The sequence below is a fragment of the Bradyrhizobium sp. AZCC 1678 genome (genome assembly GCF_036924765.1).
Lineage (GTDB): Bacteria > Pseudomonadota > Alphaproteobacteria > Rhizobiales > Xanthobacteraceae > Bradyrhizobium > Bradyrhizobium algeriense.
Genome location: NZ_JAZHSE010000001.1, coordinates 4,697,967 through 4,711,303 on the forward strand (window position 1 = coordinate 4,697,967; position 13,337 = coordinate 4,711,303).

Below are 13,337 nucleotides of genomic sequence, written 5' to 3' on the forward strand. Positions count from 1 at the left end.
GCGCGGCAGCATTAGTGCGAGGACAGTGCCGACGGGCCGGTCTCCGGATGGATCTCGGCCGCCATCATGCCCTTGGAGCCGGGCCCAAAGCGCACGAGCACATACTGGCCAGGACGCAGCTCGGTCATGCCGAAACGGCGCAGCGTTTCCATGTGGACAAAAATGTCGGGCGTACCCTCGCCGCAAGTCAGGAAGCCAAAACCACGCAGCCTGTTGAACCACTTGACCTGGGCCCGCTCCAACCCGCTGGTCGGCGTGACGCTGACATGGGTCCGGGGCGGAAGCATTTGCGCCGGATGGATCGCGGTCGATTCGTCCATCGAGACGATTCGGAACGCCTGATAGCCCTTGGCGCGCTGCACACACTCGACTACCAGCCGCGCGCCTTCATAGGCGGTCTGATAGCCGTCGCGCCTGAGCACGGTGACATGCAGCAGCACATCGGGCCAGCCATTGTCCGGCACGATGAAGCCGTACCCCTTGGAAGCGTCGAACCATTTGATGACGCCGGATATTTCGACAAGGTTGGCTGCGGCATCACCGAGCCCCGATAACGCATCCACCGCCGGATCGCGTTGCGTTCCGGTTGTGTATTCACCTGGTCCAAGTCTGTTTTGCCCTGTCCCGCCTGACGGCGGCCCCCCGAGCTTCTTGGACCCAAATTCGTCCGACCCCATGACCCCGGACCTCACACTTCAAAATCGGTCCACTGTCGCCGTCGCGGACCGGAACACGCGCCCTACCATGACCATCATGGTAACGCAGCGCGAATCTCTCGAATCAAAAGATAACACTCCCCATTGCTGCGCATAGCTAAAAAAAACAAAATTGCGGGGGCTATGAACAGGCTTGCACAACTGCGAATCAGTTGGCGATCAATTGCCTACAAACGGTCCGAGCGTTTCCCCGATGTCGAAACGGATCACCAGATCGGCGATATCGTCTTGTTCTGTCGGCTCATTGTTGATGATGACCAGCTTCGCACCGCAATTCCTGGCCATCAGCGGAAAACCTGCGGCGGGCCAAACGACTAGCGATGATCCGATCGCCAGAAACAGGTCGCATTGCCGGGCCAGTTCGGTAGCGCGACGCATCGCGTCTTCCGGCATCGACTGTCCGAACGAGATCGTCGCGGTCTTCACCGGCTCGTCGCAGATGGTGCAGTCAGGCGCACTGCCGGTTTCTTCGAAACGCGCCTTTACCCAAGGAAGATCATAGGCATGCCCGCAGCCGATGCAGCGGGCATAAGTGGTATTGCCGTGCAGTTCGACCACGTCGTCCGACTTGAAGCCCGACGCCTGATGCAGATTGTCGATGTTCTGGGTGATGATCGCCGGCGTCTTGCCGGCCTTGTAGAGCGAGGCCAGCGCGCGATGCCCGCGGCCGGGCCGGGCCGCCGCAAAGGTCTCTTCCATCGCAAAGCGCCGCCGCCAGGCCTCGGCCCGCGCCTCAGTGCTGGAAACGAATTCGTCGAACGCGATCGGGCGGTTACGGGTCCACAGGCCGCCGGGCGAGCGGAAATCCGGAATGCCGCATTCGGTGGAAATGCCGGCTCCGGTAAAGGGAACGATACACGCCGCTTCGGCGATCATGTTGCCGAGCTGCTCGACGCCGCTGCGCAAATCCTTGGCGATCACCGCTGATATTTCCGAAACTGTTGGGCCGCGCGGATTATAGCACGGCCGTTCGGATTGCCAGATCGATGCGCCCTGCCCGGTAGGGCAGCTGCGCATCGTCAGGGCGGCCTTATCAGGCCGCCTTATGGGCGCGCGTATCAGGCGGTTCTAATCGAGCTGCCTTGGCGACCTGTTCCTTCGGCTCTTTGGCTTCTTCGGTCTTCTTCGCCTTGGGCGCGGGTGCACTTTCCGTCTTCTTCACCGGCTTGCCGTATTGGGCGAGCTTATCCAGTTCGGCTTCGAGCTCAGCGCGGCGTGAAGCGACTTTCTCGAACAGCTTGTCTGTCGCGTTCTCGCGCAGACCAGCGAGTTCTTCGATGCTCAGTGAATCCAGATCGATCTTTGCCAATGGAGCCTCCCGTTTCGTCTTTCGCTAACGGGAACTCGCGTGAGCGACAAGAATACGTCACAGCTTATCCACTGCCTTCGCTTCGCAACGACGGGCGATCACAATGCCGCAACCTCGCTTCCGCATTCACGCCCCATTCGCGCGCGCCAATAATGGCGGGGCGCGAATCAAAGAATCAAACAAGACACGGATGGGCGATGACGGAGAAGGAAGAAAGACTCGCGCGCGACCGCGCCGAAATCGAAGCGCGCGTCGCGAGCTTCAGGGAAACCCAGCAGAAGTTTGAACGCGAGCGCGAAGAGTATTACGAAACGACCCTGGCCAATGCGCTGAACGGAACCAGCCGGCCCTCGTTCTGGCGTTGAGGCGAAACCGGTAAAATCCGCCTTCGCCGTTATCGCCGGCGGAATATGTCGCGTGGAACCGCAAGAGAAATTCGCCACAAAGGATTCCTGGAAGAGAATTCCGGGAAGGACCCTGTCTGCATCTTAGGATGTGGCGGGTTTGATTGTGGAGCGAACGGCCCTGCGGCCGCGCGATCGGGATCGCGAGCCATGCGATCGGGCGGGTCTGATCATCGGATTACGCCGGAACTAACACGGCCCTTGCGGAGTTTGTTCGTGGGGAAAGGTGCCTCATGCCCGTGTGGTTGGAAATTCTGATCAATGTGATCGGTTATGCAGGCTTCATAGCCATCGCGACCTATCACCGATCGCCAAGCAACAAATTGCCGGATCGTTGAGCGCCGAACGGTCGGGCGTCAGTCGATCCGGCGTCGATCGCGGGATTGAGAACGGTTGAGAGCAAGACTCCGAGAGCAAGACTCCTTTTGTTCTCGCAGAACGAACAGGGGGCGCGTTTTCCGGTGCCGTTACCTTGTTAAGATACCGTTACCTCGCCACTTCGTCCCCTCACCCATCCGATCGATCCCGCGCGGATTTTCTGTCTCGCATCGCCACGTCCGGTCACGTGCCGGACGTCGAACCTTTTTAGCGCAGCCCGTACATATCTAAAAAGGTGCTGCGATGACCCAAGCCGACCACTATCGAGACCAGTCCAACCGAGCCCGGCGGCTGGCCGAAGCCGTCAAGGATCCGGAAGCCTCGAAGAAGCTGATCGAGATGGCCGAGGAATTCCGCCTCTACGCCGAGCGACTGGAACAGATGCACTAGGATATTTCGATCCCGACTGAACAGCGCCGGGCTTCAGGTTATCGTTTTGTCGCGTGCGCTTGACGCCGTGTCCCCCGGATCAGGCTTTCATTCGAAAACGCTATAAATTTTTTCGGCGCCGGTCAGGGAAACTTAAGCCTCCATTTACCGAGCATCCCTGAAATGATGCCCCATTAACCCAACCTCTTTACAAAAGCGTAAATCGGCGCCTGACAGGGTTTGGCCCAGGAGGGTCATCCCATGGTCATTTATCCCATACCGGTTGAAGTGACGCAGGCCAGAATACAACTCGTTGTCGATCAGAACGCCAAGGCGCCACCGACGACGATCAACCAGGATCTTCAGGCCGTCTATCACGCCAAGGCAGCCGCCGTAGAAGCGGCCCTTGCAGATGTGCCGCCCGACGAACCGTCCCTGCTGGACGTCAAGGTCTGACGAGCCAGGAAGCCCACGACGAAGCGGGGCTACATCACGCTAATATGTGAGCCGCTGTGCCCGCACGGCGGCGAGCATCATCGCGCCGCCGATTTCGGCAAGTACTGCCAACACGGCGAACCAGATCCATTGCGGCCTTTCCCTGTAAGCCAGGAAAGCGGAGCAAGCACGGCAGGACTGCTCGCACATCTGTTCGGCCCCATCATTGGTCAGGCCTTCGCGATCGATGAACTGATACCGACCGCGCTGATCTTCTTCACCATGGCGGCGGCGATGGGTTGGCTTGGAAACAGGTTCTGGCCCGAAGACTGGATGCACAATCCCCTGCTCTAGCGCTGCACTTTCCTATCGCGGTATCGCCTCGGCGCGATAGATCTTCGTCCCTGATGTCTCGACGGTCCGGCAGTTGAGCGATCTGACAAACACCTTCGAACCTTCGACGGCGAATGCGTGCGCAACGCCGCCTCATCAGCCCATTGCTTGAAGAAGAACAACCGCATCGGGTTCTGGCAGTCGACATGCACGTCATGCGAGATGCAGCCCGGCTCCTTCCGGGAGCGCTCGACATGTTCGAGAGACGAGCGGAGCACGTCGTCGAACGTCTCCTCGCGCGCCAAAATGCTGCCAGTTACGAGAATCATGCCGAGCCCCCGTCCACGTCAACCAAACGCCTGCCCTCGGAAAGGCGCCGGTCTTTGCGCGTCGAGGCGGGCAGACCCTTCGTTAATGCAACAGGCGCGGCACGACAACCGATACCGCCAGCAATACGCCGAGGCTGCTTACCACGGACAATTTCATCCGAGCCGTCCTGGCATCGGTAATCGGCAATACGAAAAAGAAAATCATCGCGAGAATGAGCAGGACATTGATCAGAAACATGGTCGATCCTCCTCCGTTGGCGCCACGATGGACGGAGAGGCCAAATCGCGTATGTGTGAGGGATCACGCTGGTAACGCGGCGCTCGGGCTCGCCAAAAGACATTGGTCTGAAAAGCAAGGGGGCGATCGAACGCGATTGAATCAGCTCTGGCCTGCAACTCCAATAAAATTTGCAATTTTACGCTTTTGGCTCTCTTGACAGCAACTTTGGCGTGCTACACCATATTCGTCAAAATTCGAGAGAGAATGAATGTTTGGGAAATTTCTGCGCGACGAGTCCGGCGCCACCGCAATCGAATACAGCCTCATCGCCGGGTTTATCGCCCTGGCCATTATCGCCGCTGTCGGAATGACCGGCCAAAGGCTCGTCGAACTGTTCGAGAGTCTCATCCCCGCACTGACGCGCTAAGCTACGGCTAAAGCCGTCAAACGCGAAAGACCTCCGAGCCGAAGCTGGAGGCCTTCACTGTCACGAGGGGTACATCCGCCCTTCACGACATCACTGGAGCGCAGCAAGTGCGCTATGATTTTGTTTCGGCAGCTTCACGGGCACGCCGCTCTGCCTTGAGCCGCTCGAAGTTCGCACGAAAAGCGTCGTCGGCCTTCTTACGCGCAATAAGCGCCTTCTCGGCGTCCTTGCGGGCCTGCTCTTTCTTTGCCTCGCGCTCTTCCTTCGTGGGCGACAGCTTCTCGTGGGTTTCGTAATCCATGACCGTGAACGTTTTATGACGTTAAAAGTTCCTGCCCCTGAAACCCTCGTTCCTTGAGATACTTGAGTTGGCAGGTGTCGGGAAGTTGATGCTGGTTCGCGAAGCAGATCACAGGGGTCGCCGGCGAAACCAGACAAAGAAAAAGCCCGGATTGCTCCGGGCCATTCCTTACCAACCGTCGTAGTACCGGTAGTGGCGGCGATAGTATCGCGGCCCGTCGTAATACGCATACGGTCCACCACCATAATAGCCGTACCTCGGGCCATAGTAGTAACCGTTGTTGTAGGCGTTAGCTGCTGCCGCCGCGCCTAAAACGCCTGCGGCGACGCCGAAGCCGATGGCCGCGTTACGGCCGCCACGCGCTTCCGCCGGGGAGCTGACGACGGCGGTTGTCGCAAGCGCGGCAACGGTTGCGAGTGCAAGTCCTATCTTTCGCATATGGGCCTCCTTTCCGTAGCCGGGTTAACTCCTCCCGCATGAGGGTGTTGCAGGAACTTGCCCAGTTTAGTTTTCGGATTTTTGCGAAACGGATTTCTGTTCCCGTGATTCAGCGAATTTCCTGAAACCGGCTAGCCGACGCGCCCTCGGCGCCATTCACCAAGCGCCCACCTACGATGGGCGGCGCGGGGGGTGACGCGCAATTGACACGCAACACACTGCCCCGTGATGCATTTTGCTGCTATTTATTGCCCCGAGCGCCCCAAACGCCTGAAAAACAACAAACCTTCTCAAGGAGTTCTCCAAAATGCGCTATCTCCACACCATGCTGCGCGTCCGCAACCTCGATACCGCGATGAAGTTTTACCAGGACGCGCTGGGGCTGAAGGAAGTACGCCGGGTCGACAACGACAAGGGCCGGTTCACGCTGGTGTTCCTGTGCGCGCCCGAGGACGAAGGCCTGTTGAAGGCCGCACCGCAGAACCGCGGCGCGCCGCTGGTCGAACTCACTTACAACTGGGATGAAGAGAAATACGGCGAGGACCGCCATTTCGGCCACCTCGCCTATGAGGTCGACGACATCTACGCGACCTGCGACCGCCTGATGAAGGCCGGCATCACCATCAACCGGCCGCCGCGCGACGGCAACATGGCCTTCGTGCGCTCGCCGGACCTGCATTCGATCGAGCTGTTGCAGAAGGGCGAACCGAAGCCACCGGCGGAGCCGTGGTCCTCGATGCCTAACACCGGCCACTGGTAGGCCTTGTACAACTTCTTCGTGCACGTCCGCCATCCGAACTACAGGCTCGTGACACGCGCGGACGCGCCGTTTCCTGACCACACGAGTGCTGGCGAATGGCGACTGACGCGCAGCCGCCATGCTGACGACGTCAACGCCGAGGTGCGCGAGGCGATCGACCGCGACGGCTATTCGCTGTTTCGAATCGGATTGTCGCTCCCGGAAATTCCGAAATCATAAAATGTTCCTTCGCGCAGGCTTCTTTTCTGCGCAGGAACTGCGCCACGACATCGCGCGTTTTCCCCTCGATGCATTTTGAGGAGGAAATGATGGGACGAGGACTTCTGTTGTGGTTGCTTGGCGTGCCTATTCCGGTGATCATTCTGCTGTGGCTGTTCTTCGGCCACTGACCGGCTGACACCAGACCACGCGCTGCACGGAAATTAGGGCTCTGTCGCACTGCGGCGAAGCCTGATTTTTTATAAGCCCGATTTTGCAACCGTGTCCTGCCCAAACCGCGCGCTTTTTCGTCGATCTTCGGCTATGAACGCATCAACGAGAGATCAACGGGAGCGACGACGCATGGCCGACAACAAGAAACAACAACTCACCATCTGGGGCCGGGCCAATTCGGTCAATGTTCAAAAAGTGCTGTGGTGCCTCGCCGAACTCGACCTCGCTTACGAACGCATCGACGCCGGCATGCAGTTCGGCAAGAACAACGAGGCGCCGTATCTGACGATGAATCCCAATGGCCGCGTGCCGACGCTGGTGGACGGCGACTATGTGCTGTGGGAATCCAATTCCGTGATGCGCTATCTCTGCATGGCCTATGGCGAGAATTCGCCGATCTACCCCTCACAGCCGAAAGCGCGCGCCGGCGTCGACCGCTGGCTCGACTGGACGCTGTCGACGCTGCAGCCGGTCGACCGGCCGGTGTTCTGGGCGCTGGTGCGGACGCCGGTCGAAAAGCGCGACATGGTGGCGATCCAGAAGGATGTCGACGCCGAGGCCGTGGTCTGGCGGATCGTCGAGGCGCAACTGGCGAGCCGGCGCTTCATCGAAGGCGACCAGTTCACGATCGCCGACATCGCGCTCGGCGCCTATGCGCGGCGCTGGCTGGGCGTCGAGGGCGTCACCAAGCCGAAACTGCCGAATCTCGATCGCTGGTTTGCGCAGTTCGCGGCCCGCCCCGGCTTCGTCCAGTTCATCGCGCCGCCGATGACGTAAGCGCTTTGAATCTCGTCGTGCCCGGGCAAAAGCGAAGCGCGTCTTCGCGCAGATGTCCCGGGCATGACGGAAAGTCGCGGCGCTTGTCAGCGCGAGCCGCTGGAAACACCGGCGCCGACGCTCACCGCGCCGCCGATTTTCATGCAGGTGTTGGTGCCTTCGATCTTGACGAAGCCCGCGCCGTACTCCGCGCAGGCGTTGGCCGAATTTGAGCGCTTCAGCGGAAGCTGCTTGCCCGGTGTCGCGGCCTTGTCGGACTTCTGGATACGGGGCTGGTCGGCGAGCGCGGCAACCGCAGGCAACACCACAGCAATCATTACAAGGAGGGATTTTCGCATCCCGCCTTTTATCGCCGCTTGCGGGTCGATGCCAGACTAGCGGACGAACTTGACGCCGACCGATTTGCCGCGGCGCCAGACCACTTCGCAGCGGCGTCCAGTCCTGGCGTCGCGCGAAAACGCCAGCCGCAACTTCGTCGGCAGCGAGTTGGGGTCGTCGATCGTAACCTTCGCCCCCGTCGTGGACAGATCCTTCACCACGCATTGGCGCGCGGCAAAACCACCCTCGAGGGTAATCCACCCGGGCTGACTCAATGATTTGCGCGACTCGCGCTTCTTGCTCGATAGCAAAGCCATGTCGGAAGTTCCCCCGACGAAAGCCTTACGCCCTGCGGCTTTAAATTCCGTTGCACGGTGGTGGCGTGTCTCCGCAAGGGGTGTCGATCGGGGCGCAAACGGCCGTAAAAAACCGGCTTCCGAGCGGCTTGCCCACCCGGCCAAACGCCACTATACGTTCGCCCGTCGCCGCCTCCATGGAACATGGACGGCAGGCGGCCAAACGGCCCATCAGGCGCATAACGCATTGATTTTCCGGTTGTTTTTGCTCCCTTCGTCTATCGGTTAGGACGCCACCCTTTCACGGTGGAGAGAGCGGTTCGATTCCGCTAGGGAGCGCCATCACGTTGCAAACACTTTCAAAGCCCAAGGCGACCATTTTCAAGGCTTAAGGGAACCATTTTCCCAGCCCAGGTTCCATCCACTGCATAAGTCCAGAAAACGGACATCAGTGCGTAAGAGTGAGGGACAGGAAAATGGATATGGCCGCTATTGCAATCACAACATGCGTCGCGCTTTACCTCGCACTCCGCTTGACGTTGCGGGCCTACTTTCCGCCAGATACCTGACCGCTCCTCCTCACGAGGTTCGGGGATCATGCGCGGGGACTGAACGTTGTCAGGCCCACTCCCAAGCTCGTTGACCCGCCAGCGGCCTCTCAAAACAAGTTCGCGACAAGACAGGATAGCCTGACGTTTCCGCTGTTGCCGGCGGCTCGATAACGCCGGCGGCAGCACCGGCAGGCCCCTGCTGAAGCAACCCTCGACCGCACGCACAACGGGAAGATTGTGCATTTCATTATAGAGCATCTTCGAATTTAATAATGCGCCCCGATCAGGCCAATTAAATAAACGGCAAAGGGATTGCAGCAGGCGCAAATACACCCAGAACGTGCGACCAAAGTCAGAAACAGGAAAGCTATAAAACAACCTATAATCGCTTAAATAAATTTTTGTTGCGGTACGATGGTAGAGTTAAATTCCTTTATTAAATTTTAATGGATGCTATAACTCGGGAAAAGTTGGCAAAGCAAGCCGCAGAGAATTATTGGATTCCAGTTTATTGGCAGGAGTAGGTGATGAAAAATCTTCATAAGGCGATGGTCGCAATTTCAATCTCGGCGGCGGCCATGGTCAGCGTTTCGGCTCGCGCCGACATTGTTTCGAGCACCTCGTCGAGCTGGCAAACCAGCAGCACATCGTGGAACGTCGACACCAACAACGACAATGTGAGCAGCTTCAAGGCCCATGTGGGTAGCGAACTCATCAATATTTCTACAGTCGGCATCGTGGACACGGGAAGCGGGAACGCAACGGCCACGCCGGGGACTAAAGACACTCTCTTCACATCGATAACGTTCGACCCCACCAACAACGTGTTCACGTCGTTTTCCTTCCAGGGGCAGCTCGCCATCCTTGGCGATATCTTTGTCGAGGTGAATGACAACTTCGGCAATACCTTCACCTTCACCAACGTCCCCAAGAGCTCAGTCTTCGGACCGTTTGGGGCGGCCGCCGTTGCGGGCAGCGGCCAGTACATCGACAAGGTCAAGGTCTATACTGTGCTCCCCGAAAACTTTAACTCCATCAAGCTGGTCGATTTCGGCAACTACACGGTAGCCGGCGCGGTGCCGGAGCCGTCGACCTGGGCAATGATGTTGCTCGGCTTCTTCGGCGTTGGCTTCCTGGCCTATCGGCGGAAGAATCAAGGTCACGTTCGCCTGGCCTAGCTCTGCACGTCGCATTGTTGGCTGTGGGCAGGCCCCCGATAGGAGGCCTCTCCACGGTCAGCGAACTCTGATGCGTTGCACTACCATCCGATACACGTGCCGTCCGGCCCCGGCGGCATCGTCCTGGGAGGATCGTATGCATCGAGATCCCCGCGCGAAAGAACTGGCTAATCTGAAAGAGGCGCTCGCGAACTTCGAGCATCAGCTCGATGCATTCGAAGCCCGGGTCGGATACCCATCGAAGGCATCTCAAGTTCATTGTCTGGCCTCGACCGATTCTGATTTGGCATCGATCGATCCTCAAATTGCGTTTGCCAATGAAGTCGTCGCCGCGATGAAGAACCGGCTGGCCGAGGGTCGCGCCATGGCCGGCATGCGGCAAAGCGAACTCTCCTAGCACCGACGCGACTTTCCATCACGCAGGGGCCTTTCGGTTCGCTCGCAGCCGCGGCTGGCGGCCGGCCGAAAACGGCGACCATAGCGCTCGCATCGCGACGTTCCACTCGCACGACGCGAACTATCTCTTTCCTGATGCGATAGCGTGAGTGAATATCCTCCCGCAAGCCACGGGCGCATTCACACGTTTTGCGGAAAGTATGCGCGACTACACGTTAAAGGAGAAGACGAGATAACCGCTGGCGCGATTGCAGCGCTCGTCATCGTGGTATGGCTTGCAATCATCGCATTGGTGCTGCTGTCCGGAGGATAAATTAAGGGCGGCTGGCGACGTTCACGGAACTTTGTTCTACTCTCGCGAAAACGTGAGGAACTTTGTTCTCCCCCGGAGAACTACGGACTAGCAGGTGCTTCATCCATGATTGACCATCTCTCGCGTGTCGACGGCACGCGTGTTCTTGCCGACCTTCACGCGCTGCGTGCAATCGGCGCGTATAAAACCGGTGTCCACAAGCCGACGTTCTCGGAACCGCACATACGTTCTTTGCACTGGCTGGTGCAGCGCCTTCCCGAGGCCAGCCTCGCCGGTGAGATCGACGGCATCGGCAACGTCCTCGGCGCCAGCACCAAGCCCGGGCCGAAGCTGCTGGCGGGGTCGCATCTTGAAAGCCAGAACCATGCGGGCTGGCTCGATGGACCGCTCGGCGTGGTCTATGCGCTCGAAGCCGCCCGCGTCATCAATCGCGATCCGAATATAAGCGGCGCGGTCGAAGTTGCATCATGGTGCGACGAGGAAGGGCATTTCGGGCACTTCCTCGGCAGCCGGTCCTATGTCGGCGGCGTCACCGAAGCCGATATCGACGCGGCGCACGACCGCAGCGGCAGGCGCATGCGTGACGCGCTGCGCGACGCCGGCCTCACCGGCCGCGCCCGCGCGCAGTACGAACGCGGGCGGCATATCGGATATCTCGAAGCCCATATCGAACAGGGCGAGACGCTCGAAAGCAGCGGCCTCAAGATTGGGGTAGTCACCTCCATCGTCGGGATCTGGCAATACCGCATCACGTTCATGGGCGAACAAAACCACGCCGGCACTACGCGGATGGCCATCCGCAGGGATGCTGGGCTGGCACTCGCCAGATTTTGCGTCGATATCGACGAGCGCTTTCCCGCAGCCTGCGGCCCCCGCACGGTGTGGACCACCGGCCGTATCAGCCTCGATCCCGGCGCGCCCAGCATCATCCCCGGCGCGGCAGAAATGCTGTTCCAGATTCGCGACGACGATCCGGCGGTGATTGCGCGGCTGGAGGACCTCCTCCGCAGCATGGCCGCGGAGGTCGACAAGCAGGGCCGCTGCAGCGTCGCCGTGGAGCGCATTCGCACCGGCGCGCCCGCGCTGATGGATGTGGCCTTCCAGCAGGCCATCGAACAAGCCGGCGCAGCCTGTGCCGGCGGCAGGTCACTGCGCATGCCGAGCGGCGCCGGCCACGACGCCCAGATTCTCGCGACCGTCATGCCGGCGGGCATGCTGTTCGTGCCTTCGATCGGCGGCATCTCGCACCACTGGACCGAGAACACTGCTGACGCCGACATCGTCACGGGGGCCGAGGTCTTTGTCGAAGCGTGCCGGCGGCTGTTGGCGCGGTGAGACCGAAGGACGACATGGCCGCTGGCACCAAGCCGACCTATTCGATCAGGGATATTCCACCGGGCGTATGGGTCCTCGGTTTCGTCTCGATGCTGATGGACGTCTCGTCGGAGATGATCCACGCCCTGCTGCCGATCTACCTGGTTTCGGTGCTTGGCGCATCGATGGTAACGGTCGGAATCATCGAGGGCATCGCCGAGGCGACCGCCTCCATTACAAAAATATTCTCCGGCGCGCTCTCGGACTGGCTCGGCAAGCGCAAATGGCTCGCAGCCTTCGGCTACGGTCTTGCGGCTTTCACCAAGCCGGTGTTTCCGCTGGCGCCAACCGTTACCTGGCTGGTGGCGGCGCGTTTCGTCGACCGGATCGGCAAGGGCATTCGCGGCGCGCCCCGTGACGCGCTGGTGGCAGACCTCTCGCCGGCCGATCTGCGCGGCGCGAGTTTTGGATTGCGCCAATCGCTTGACACGGTTGGCGCCTTCGCAGGCCCCCTGCTCGCCATCGCCCTGATGTGGTGGACGGCAGATAACTTCAAGGCGGTGTTCTGGTTTGCCGTGATCCCTGCCTTCCTGGCGCTGGCGCTGATCGTTTTTGCCGTGCGGGAGCCGGACCGGCCGGAACAGCTGCGTGCCGTGCGCAATCCGATCAGCCTGACTGAGATCAAAAACCTCGGGCCGGCCTATTGGTGGGTGGTGGCGGTGGCGAGCGTGTTCACGCTGGCGCGCTTCAGCGAAGCATTCCTGGTTCTGCGCGCCCAGAATGTCGGGCTGCCGATCATGCTCGTGCCTGCCGTGCTGGTGCTGATGAATGTCGTCTATGCCGTCGCGGCCTATCCCGCCGGCGTCATCTCGGATCGCATCAGCCGCACGGCCGTGCTGGCGGGTGGCATTCTGTTGCTGGTCGCTGCGGATCTCGCGTTGGCGCTGCTGCCGTCGATCGGCGGCGTTGCGCTGGGCGTCGTTCTCTGGGGCCTGCACATGGGGTTGACGCAAGGATTGCTGGCCGCCCTCGTAGCGGACACCGCGCCGGCCGAGCTGCGCGGCACGGCCTATGGATTCTTCAACCTGCTCGGCGGTCTGGCGATGCTCGCGGCCAGCATCATTGCAGGCAGCCTCTGGGACATCGCGGGGCCGCAGGGAACGTTCCTGGCCGGCGCGGGCTTCGCGCTGGTCGCGCTGGCGGGGCTGCTGATGGTGCATGGAAGGATCGGCCAACGGACAGCGGCCTGAGCGGCGCTGGCTTCGGCCGGGTTCCTTGGTGACAAGGAGTCGCGTTTGACTTTCTTGCAAACGGCGAGATTTGCAGCCATTTACGCTCGCGCG

22 protein-coding genes and 1 tRNA gene are annotated in these 13,337 nt (G+C 60.2%); 12 read left to right on the forward strand and 11 right to left on the reverse strand.

Annotated features, from left to right (window positions below; all coding sequences use genetic code 11):
* Positions 1 to 11 precede the first annotated feature (11 nt).
* The 3 genes from V1294_RS22185 to V1294_RS22195 form a co-directional block, all read right to left on the reverse strand.
* Positions 12 to 677: a cold-shock protein gene (locus tag V1294_RS22185; protein WP_334480601.1), complete on the reverse strand. Its 666-nt coding sequence runs from the start codon at positions 675 to 677 to the stop codon at positions 12 to 14.
* Between the two features lie 198 nt (positions 678 to 875).
* Positions 876 to 1,637, reverse strand: a complete 762-nt coding sequence (locus V1294_RS22190) for an SIR2 family NAD-dependent protein deacylase (RefSeq protein WP_334500145.1) — start codon at positions 1,635 to 1,637, stop codon at positions 876 to 878.
* A 112-nt stretch (positions 1,638 to 1,749) separates the two neighbouring features.
* Entirely contained in the window at positions 1,750 to 2,025 is a 276-nt protein-coding gene (locus tag V1294_RS22195; RefSeq protein WP_334500147.1) for a hypothetical protein, read from the reverse strand.
* Positions 2,026 to 2,222: 197 nt separating this feature from the next.
* On the opposite strand from V1294_RS22195, the gene V1294_RS22200 reads away from it, so the two are divergent.
* The 3 genes from V1294_RS22200 to V1294_RS22210 all read left to right on the forward strand — a co-directional run bounded on the left by V1294_RS22200 (position 2,223) and on the right by V1294_RS22210 (position 3,632).
* Positions 2,223 to 2,390, forward strand: a complete 168-nt coding sequence (locus V1294_RS22200) for a hypothetical protein (protein ID WP_334500149.1) — start codon at positions 2,223 to 2,225, stop codon at positions 2,388 to 2,390.
* Between the two features lie 660 nt (positions 2,391 to 3,050).
* The gene (locus V1294_RS22205; protein ID WP_190241975.1) at positions 3,051 to 3,197 is read left to right on the forward strand and encodes a hypothetical protein; all 147 of its coding nucleotides are present in this window, start codon (positions 3,051 to 3,053) and stop codon (positions 3,195 to 3,197) included.
* 240 nt (positions 3,198 to 3,437) lie between these two features.
* Positions 3,438 to 3,632, forward strand: a complete 195-nt coding sequence (locus V1294_RS22210; RefSeq protein ID WP_108519492.1) for a hypothetical protein — start codon at positions 3,438 to 3,440, stop codon at positions 3,630 to 3,632.
* A gap of 39 nt (positions 3,633 to 3,671) precedes the next feature.
* On the opposite strand, the gene V1294_RS22215 is transcribed toward V1294_RS22210, so the two are convergent.
* The 3 genes from V1294_RS22215 to V1294_RS22225 all read right to left on the reverse strand — a co-directional run bounded on the left by V1294_RS22215 (position 3,672) and on the right by V1294_RS22225 (position 4,511).
* The gene (locus tag V1294_RS22215; protein ID WP_334500151.1) at positions 3,672 to 3,950 is read right to left on the reverse strand and encodes a hypothetical protein; all 279 of its coding nucleotides are present in this window, start codon (positions 3,948 to 3,950) and stop codon (positions 3,672 to 3,674) included.
* A gap of 11 nt (positions 3,951 to 3,961) precedes the next feature.
* Positions 3,962 to 4,273, reverse strand: a complete 312-nt coding sequence (locus V1294_RS22220) for a putative quinol monooxygenase (RefSeq protein WP_334500154.1) — start codon at positions 4,271 to 4,273, stop codon at positions 3,962 to 3,964.
* Between the two features lie 82 nt (positions 4,274 to 4,355).
* Entirely contained in the window at positions 4,356 to 4,511 is a 156-nt protein-coding gene (locus tag V1294_RS22225) for a hypothetical protein (protein ID WP_334500156.1), read from the reverse strand.
* Positions 4,512 to 4,761: 250 nt separating this feature from the next.
* Between V1294_RS22225 and V1294_RS22230 the strand changes: the two genes are divergently transcribed.
* Entirely contained in the window at positions 4,762 to 4,920 is a 159-nt protein-coding gene (locus tag V1294_RS22230) for a Flp family type IVb pilin (RefSeq protein ID WP_108519496.1), read from the forward strand.
* Between the two features lie 112 nt (positions 4,921 to 5,032).
* Here the strand turns inward: V1294_RS22230 and V1294_RS22235 are convergent, their stop codons facing one another.
* Together V1294_RS22235 and V1294_RS22240 are read right to left on the reverse strand one after the other, a co-directional pair.
* Complete coding sequence (locus V1294_RS22235) at positions 5,033 to 5,221, reverse strand: hypothetical protein (RefSeq protein WP_334480591.1); 189 nt, start codon at positions 5,219 to 5,221, stop codon at positions 5,033 to 5,035.
* A gap of 168 nt (positions 5,222 to 5,389) precedes the next feature.
* Positions 5,390 to 5,659 (reverse strand): hypothetical protein, encoded by a 270-nt coding sequence (locus V1294_RS22240; RefSeq protein ID WP_334500158.1) that lies wholly within the window; start codon positions 5,657 to 5,659, stop codon positions 5,390 to 5,392.
* Positions 5,660 to 5,966: 307 nt separating this feature from the next.
* Between V1294_RS22240 and V1294_RS22245 the strand changes: the two genes are divergently transcribed.
* From V1294_RS22245 to V1294_RS22255, 3 genes are all read left to right on the forward strand, one after another.
* Positions 5,967 to 6,419, forward strand: a complete 453-nt coding sequence (locus tag V1294_RS22245; RefSeq protein ID WP_108519499.1) for a VOC family protein — start codon at positions 5,967 to 5,969, stop codon at positions 6,417 to 6,419.
* 3 nt (positions 6,420 to 6,422) lie between these two features.
* A complete protein-coding gene (locus V1294_RS22250; protein WP_334500161.1) occupies positions 6,423 to 6,638 on the forward strand; it encodes a hypothetical protein in 216 nt (71 codons plus the stop codon).
* A 342-nt stretch (positions 6,639 to 6,980) separates the two neighbouring features.
* Positions 6,981 to 7,628, forward strand: a complete 648-nt coding sequence (locus V1294_RS22255; protein WP_334500163.1) for a glutathione S-transferase family protein — start codon at positions 6,981 to 6,983, stop codon at positions 7,626 to 7,628.
* A gap of 86 nt (positions 7,629 to 7,714) precedes the next feature.
* Here the strand turns inward: V1294_RS22255 and V1294_RS22260 are convergent, their stop codons facing one another.
* A complete protein-coding gene (locus V1294_RS22260) occupies positions 7,715 to 7,966 on the reverse strand; it encodes a porin (RefSeq protein ID WP_334480587.1) in 252 nt (83 codons plus the stop codon).
* Positions 7,967 to 8,002: 36 nt separating this feature from the next.
* Positions 8,003 to 8,263 (reverse strand): PilZ domain-containing protein, encoded by a 261-nt coding sequence (locus tag V1294_RS22265; protein WP_334500166.1) that lies wholly within the window; start codon positions 8,261 to 8,263, stop codon positions 8,003 to 8,005.
* A 246-nt stretch (positions 8,264 to 8,509) separates the two neighbouring features.
* Here V1294_RS22265 and V1294_RS22270 point away from each other — a divergent pair.
* Positions 8,510 to 8,584: transfer RNA gene (locus V1294_RS22270), tRNA-Glu, on the forward strand.
* 17 nt (positions 8,585 to 8,601) lie between these two features.
* Here V1294_RS22270 and V1294_RS22275 read toward each other — a convergent pair.
* Positions 8,602 to 9,171 carry a hypothetical protein gene (locus tag V1294_RS22275; RefSeq protein ID WP_334500169.1) on the reverse strand — a complete coding sequence of 190 codons (570 nt, stop codon included), beginning with the start codon at positions 9,169 to 9,171 and terminating at the stop codon, positions 8,602 to 8,604.
* A gap of 149 nt (positions 9,172 to 9,320) precedes the next feature.
* On the opposite strand from V1294_RS22275, the gene V1294_RS22280 reads away from it, so the two are divergent.
* The 4 genes from V1294_RS22280 to V1294_RS22295 all read left to right on the forward strand — a co-directional run bounded on the left by V1294_RS22280 (position 9,321) and on the right by V1294_RS22295 (position 13,244).
* Positions 9,321 to 9,971 (forward strand): PEPxxWA-CTERM sorting domain-containing protein, encoded by a 651-nt coding sequence (locus V1294_RS22280; RefSeq protein WP_334500171.1) that lies wholly within the window; start codon positions 9,321 to 9,323, stop codon positions 9,969 to 9,971.
* 136 nt (positions 9,972 to 10,107) lie between these two features.
* Positions 10,108 to 10,368 (forward strand): hypothetical protein, encoded by a 261-nt coding sequence (locus V1294_RS22285; RefSeq protein WP_334500173.1) that lies wholly within the window; start codon positions 10,108 to 10,110, stop codon positions 10,366 to 10,368.
* Between the two features lie 417 nt (positions 10,369 to 10,785).
* The gene (locus V1294_RS22290; protein WP_334500176.1) at positions 10,786 to 12,015 is read left to right on the forward strand and encodes a Zn-dependent hydrolase; all 1,230 of its coding nucleotides are present in this window, start codon (positions 10,786 to 10,788) and stop codon (positions 12,013 to 12,015) included.
* A gap of 14 nt (positions 12,016 to 12,029) precedes the next feature.
* Positions 12,030 to 13,244 (forward strand): MFS transporter, encoded by a 1,215-nt coding sequence (locus V1294_RS22295; RefSeq protein ID WP_334500178.1) that lies wholly within the window; start codon positions 12,030 to 12,032, stop codon positions 13,242 to 13,244.
* The last annotated feature ends 93 nt before the right edge of the window (positions 13,245 to 13,337 follow it).

Bases quoted from the DNA above. Each gene is read 5' to 3' on its own strand.
- V1294_RS22260 (WP_334480587.1), bottom strand. From the start codon at position 7,966: ATGCGAAAATCCCTCCTTGTAATGATTGCTGTGGTGTTGCCTGCGGTT.
- V1294_RS22205 (WP_190241975.1), top strand. From the start codon at position 3,051: ATGACCCAAGCCGACCACTATCGAGACCAGTCCAACCGAGCCCGGCGG.
- V1294_RS22290 (WP_334500176.1), top strand. From the start codon at position 10,786: ATGATTGACCATCTCTCGCGTGTCGACGGCACGCGTGTTCTTGCCGAC.
- V1294_RS22185 (WP_334480601.1), bottom strand. From the start codon at position 677: ATGGGGTCGGACGAATTTGGGTCCAAGAAGCTCGGGGGGCCGCCGTCA.
- V1294_RS22230 (WP_108519496.1), top strand. From the start codon at position 4,762: ATGTTTGGGAAATTTCTGCGCGACGAGTCCGGCGCCACCGCAATCGAA.
- V1294_RS22235 (WP_334480591.1), bottom strand. From the start codon at position 5,221: ATGGATTACGAAACCCACGAGAAGCTGTCGCCCACGAAGGAAGAGCGC.
- V1294_RS22210 (WP_108519492.1), top strand. From the start codon at position 3,438: ATGGTCATTTATCCCATACCGGTTGAAGTGACGCAGGCCAGAATACAA.
- V1294_RS22200 (WP_334500149.1), top strand. From the start codon at position 2,223: ATGACGGAGAAGGAAGAAAGACTCGCGCGCGACCGCGCCGAAATCGAA.
- V1294_RS22225 (WP_334500156.1), bottom strand. From the start codon at position 4,511: ATGTTTCTGATCAATGTCCTGCTCATTCTCGCGATGATTTTCTTTTTC.
- V1294_RS22285 (WP_334500173.1), top strand. From the start codon at position 10,108: ATGCATCGAGATCCCCGCGCGAAAGAACTGGCTAATCTGAAAGAGGCG.
- V1294_RS22240 (WP_334500158.1), bottom strand. From the start codon at position 5,659: ATGCGAAAGATAGGACTTGCACTCGCAACCGTTGCCGCGCTTGCGACA.
- V1294_RS22245 (WP_108519499.1), top strand. From the start codon at position 5,967: ATGCGCTATCTCCACACCATGCTGCGCGTCCGCAACCTCGATACCGCG.
- V1294_RS22220 (WP_334500154.1), bottom strand. From the start codon at position 4,273: ATGATTCTCGTAACTGGCAGCATTTTGGCGCGCGAGGAGACGTTCGAC.
- V1294_RS22255 (WP_334500163.1), top strand. From the start codon at position 6,981: ATGGCCGACAACAAGAAACAACAACTCACCATCTGGGGCCGGGCCAAT.
- V1294_RS22280 (WP_334500171.1), top strand. From the start codon at position 9,321: ATGAAAAATCTTCATAAGGCGATGGTCGCAATTTCAATCTCGGCGGCG.
- V1294_RS22295 (WP_334500178.1), top strand. From the start codon at position 12,030: ATGGCCGCTGGCACCAAGCCGACCTATTCGATCAGGGATATTCCACCG.
- V1294_RS22265 (WP_334500166.1), bottom strand. From the start codon at position 8,263: ATGGCTTTGCTATCGAGCAAGAAGCGCGAGTCGCGCAAATCATTGAGT.